This window comes from Pseudonocardia xinjiangensis (assembly GCF_012911925.1).
GTDB classification, from domain to species: Bacteria; Actinomycetota; Actinomycetes; order Mycobacteriales; family Pseudonocardiaceae; genus Pseudonocardia; species Pseudonocardia xinjiangensis.
The window spans coordinates 1-3,991 of sequence record NZ_JAAXKY010000268.1; the positions used below are offsets into that span (position 1 = coordinate 1).

General features: G+C 72.2%; 4 protein-coding genes. 2 read left to right on the forward strand and 2 right to left on the reverse strand.

The window, feature by feature from the left end:
- Window positions 1-377 precede the first annotated feature (377 nt).
- Window positions 378-1,211, forward strand: a complete 834-nt coding sequence (locus HF577_RS36745; protein WP_169400609.1) for a type IV toxin-antitoxin system AbiEi family antitoxin — start codon at window positions 378-380, stop codon at window positions 1,209-1,211.
- Between the two features lie 283 nt (window positions 1,212-1,494).
- Here HF577_RS36745 and HF577_RS36750 read toward each other — a convergent pair whose 3' ends face one another.
- Both HF577_RS36750 and HF577_RS36755 read right to left on the reverse strand, forming a co-directional pair.
- A complete protein-coding gene (locus tag HF577_RS36750; protein WP_169400610.1) occupies window positions 1,495-2,817 on the reverse strand; it encodes an amidohydrolase family protein in 1,323 nt (440 codons plus the stop codon).
- A complete protein-coding gene (locus tag HF577_RS36755) occupies window positions 2,814-3,440 on the reverse strand; it encodes an NYN domain-containing protein (RefSeq protein ID WP_312859622.1) in 627 nt (208 codons plus the stop codon). The genes HF577_RS36750 and HF577_RS36755 overlap by 4 nt, the downstream gene beginning before the upstream one ends.
- A 93-nt stretch (window positions 3,441-3,533) precedes the next feature.
- Here HF577_RS36755 and paaI point away from each other — a divergent pair, with 93 nt between their 5' ends.
- Window positions 3,534-3,965 (forward strand): hydroxyphenylacetyl-CoA thioesterase PaaI, encoded by a 432-nt coding sequence (gene paaI, locus HF577_RS36760; protein ID WP_312859623.1) that lies wholly within the window; start codon window positions 3,534-3,536, stop codon window positions 3,963-3,965.
- Window positions 3,966-3,991: the final 26 nt, after the last annotated feature.

Genomic DNA, 3,991 nt, shown 5'->3' on the forward strand with positions numbered 1-3,991 from the left:
CGATTCCGCCCGTTCGGGTGGATCTGGTCCCCCTTCAGACCCGCTTGAGCATTCGGGCAGCGCCCGCGAGTCGCCCGGTTCGGTCGGCGAGTCGCCCGTCGCCTGGGCGTCGGTCGCCCGTCCCGTTGTGGAAGGGCGCAGGGGCCGTTCGGCCTGACAGCGGGTCCTGCGGGCCGAGTTGTCCACATGTCGCCGCAGTTGTCCACAGTTTCGGCGTCCGGCCTCGGCGCTCGGGTTCGCCGAGGGATCGTCGGGTCGTGTTTCCGACAACTGGTACGGCCGGTGCATGCCGGCGACGCGATGCCGTCCGGCTGCTCGGCAAGCACCGGGTTCGTTCGGCGATCAGCTCGGGCGAGTTCAGCTCGCCATGGCCGGGCGTGCTCGTTGATCCTGCGCGCGCGGCCGAACCGTCCACCGTGATCGCGGCGGGATGGCTCGCCTCCGGTCCGGATGCGGTCATCACCGGCCCCACGGCTGCGTTCATGCACGGCTGCACGGCGGCCGAGCCGACACCTGTGCACGTCATCGTGCCCTACAGCAGCAAGAAGCGAACCCGTCCCGGGCTCGTGGTGCACAACGGCATGGCGCTCGATCGCGATCGTCGGCTGGTCGACGGTCTGCCGATCCTCTGCGTGGAGCGCGTCGTCACCGATCTGCTGTGCACCGCCGCGCCGGCGAATGCCCTGGCCATCGCCGACCAGGTGCTCTCCGCTCTGCCGCCGAATGATCGTCCAGCCCTGCGCGACGAGCTCCACCGGCGGCTCCGAGAACGCCCGGATCCCCGGGGCACCCGCATCGGGGTCCGTCTCCTGGACCTCGCCACCGGTGCAGCCGAGTCCCCGGCGGAGAGCTGGCTGCTGTGGCGGATCGTCGACCTGGGCTTCCCTGTGCCGGAGGTGAACCACTGGGTGTGCACCATCGACGGTGAGCCTCGGTACCGGGTCGACCTCGGCTGGCCGGAGCTGAAGATCGCTGTCGAGTACTACGGGCACGCCGCACATGCCGGGCGCGAGGAGCGGGACGTGGCGCGCATCCTCGAGCTCGAACGGCGGGGCTGGATCGTGATCGTCGTTCGTGCGGACGATCTGAGCTCCATGCATCGGGTGGAGAGCGAGATCGGCCAGGCCTTCATCACGCGGGGCATGCCCCTGCGCGGTCGCGCCGCTGGAGGTCTGCGCGCGAGGCGGCACCGCGAGCTGCGAGCCGGCTGAGCCGTCATCCGTCCCGACGGTCAGGAGTTCGTGCAGGCGCCCTGAGACCCAGGCCGCCAGATGACCCGCGCCGTCGAGCCGGGTCAATCGCTGATGGATCGTGCCCCCGCATGTCTGCGCGTGCTCCGCGCGGCCGGGGCGACTGCGCGCGTATGACGGGCGACTCGCGCACCCAGAACGAGCGACTCGCGCACCCAGAACGGGCGACTCGCGCACCCGGAGCGGGCGACTCGCGCGACTGAAGTGGGCGACTCGCGCGTCTGAAGTGGGCGACTCGCGGGGGTCAGTGGAGGAGTGCGGCCGTCCGCCGGAGGTCGGCGGTTGCGGCGGCGCGGTCCACCCGTGTCGGCTCCCGGTCGGCCAGCACCTGCTCGCCCGCCACCCAGACGTCCCGGACCAACCGGGAGCCCCCCGCCCACACCAGGTTCGACAGCAGCTGGGCGTCGTCCTCGGGCATGACGAACGTGGAGTCGCTGAGGTCGACGTGCACCAGGTCGGCCCACCGGCCGGGCTCCAGGGCGCCGATGTCGTCCCGCCCGATCGCGGCTGCGCCGTCCCTCGTCGACATCAGCAGCAGTTCCGCCGCGGTGAGTGCTGCGGCGTCACCGCTGGTGACGCGGGCGAGGAGGCCGGCGAGCCGGGCCTCGGCCCACATGTCGAGGTTGTCCCCGGACGCCGGTCCGTCGGTGCCGATGCCCACGCGCACACCGGCGCGCCGAAGCGCCGACACCCGTGCGACACCTGCGGCGAGCTTCGCGTTGGAGCCGGGGCAGTGGGCCACGGCCGCGTCGTTGGCCGCCAGCAGCGCGATGTCGTCGTCGGACAGCTGGACGGCGTGGGCGGTGAGCACCCGCCCGCCGAACATGCCGAGCTTGTCGAGCATCGCGGGCACCGAGCCGTAGGCCTCGCGCTGGGCGAGGTCCTCCTCGGCGGACTCGGACATGTGGATGTGGATGAGTGCGCCGCGTTCCCGGGCGTGCTCGCCCACCGAGGTGAGCGCCTCCGGCGGCAGCGTGTACGCCGCGTGGGGGCCGTAGCCGAGCTCGATGCGCTCGCCCGGACCCGACCGCACCCCGATGTCGTCGATCAGCGCGGACACGTCGTCGCGCATCTGCTGCCAGGAGCCGAGCCGGTCCCAGCCGGGCGCGGCGATGATGCCAGGGGTCAGGACGACGCGGGATCCGACGGTGGTGACGGCGTCGATCACCGCTTCGGTGAAGAAGTACATCTCGACGCTCGTGGTGCAGCCGTTGCGGAGCAGCTCGATGCATCCCGCGGTCATGCCCACGTGCACGTCGGGTGCGGTGAGCTTGCCCTCGGCAGGCCACATCACCTCCTGCAGCCAGCTCATCAGCGGCAGGTCGCCGCCCATGCCGCGCAGCAGCGACATGGGGGTGTGGGCGTGGGTGTTGACGAGCCCGGGGAGCAGGGCGCCGGGCAACGCCCGGACCGGTGCGTCGCTCGGAGGGGCGGACGACCGGGGGCCGACGTGGGTGATCCGGCCCGCGGCGTCGATGTCGACGACTCCGTCGCGCAGCACCGTGCAGGCGGGGTCGCAGGGCAGTACGACCGGAGCGGTGAGCCGCACGTCGAGAGGTGTGGTCATCGGCGTGCCTCCAGCAGCGAGCGCAGGGAGCGGAACGGCGGCAGCCAGGCTCCGCCCTCGGGCAGCGAGTCGAGGGTGATGCGCGGGAGCGGCTCGCGGAACACGCCGTCGATGTCCTCGAGGTCGATGAACTCGATCACCTCGGAGGTCAGGGCGAAGCTGGCGTGCTCCCGGAACCCGATGACCGTGACGCCGGTGCCCAGCTTCTCGAGGTCCTCGAGCGGCTCGCGGAACGCGCGTCCGTCGCCGGAGGCCACCACGACGTGCCGCAGCGTGCCTTCCTGCGCCCGGAGGCGGATGTGCGCGAGCATGTCTTCGTCGACATCGGAGTCCTCGCTGATCTTGGGCTTCGCGAACACGGCGAAACCCACGTTGCGCAGCGCCTCGACCCATGGCCGGACGACCTCGGTGCTTCCCGGCACCACGTTGGTGAAGACGGTGGCCTCGGCGATCGCCTCCGGTCCGGCGAGATCCAGCAGCCAGCGGCCCACTGCGTCGAAGCGCGGCCGGAACGCTGCGGTGGGGCGGGCGCCGAGCAGCGAGCCCAGACTCATGTCCATGTTGGGCGCGTCCCAGACCAGCATCACGCGGGGGACCGGGTCCGTCGGGATGGTCGCGGTCACGAGCGCCGGACCGGGGAGCAGGTCGGGGTCATGAAACGACCCTAGCGCTGCGTGAGCGATAACATCCGCGGCGATGGACGAGAGGGCGTCACGGTGACCGAGCGAGCATCGGAGGACGTCGCGGCCCGCACCGCAGAGGCGATGGAACGGGCCGACGCCGCCGGCCGTGGAGCCGGCGTCCGGCTGCTCGATGTCGGCCCCGGGCGTGCCAGGGTCGGCATGGCCGTGGCGGAGCGGCACGTGAACGGCCACGGCATCTGCCACGGCGGATACCTGTTCCTGCTCGCCGATGCCGCGCTCGCCTACGCGTCCAACAGCTACGGCACCTCGGCCGTCGCGTCCGGCGCCGACATCGCGTTCCTCCGGCCGGTGCCCCTGGGGGCCGAGCTCGTCGCCGAGGCGGTGGAGCGGGCGAGGACGGGGCGGTCCGGGCTGTACGACGTGACGATCCGCAGCGGCGAGCTGGTGGTGGCCGAGCTCCGCGGCCGGACCCGTCAGGTGCCAGGCCTGCCCCCACCGGTCTGACGGGGGAGCCGCAGCCGGGTCAGGGG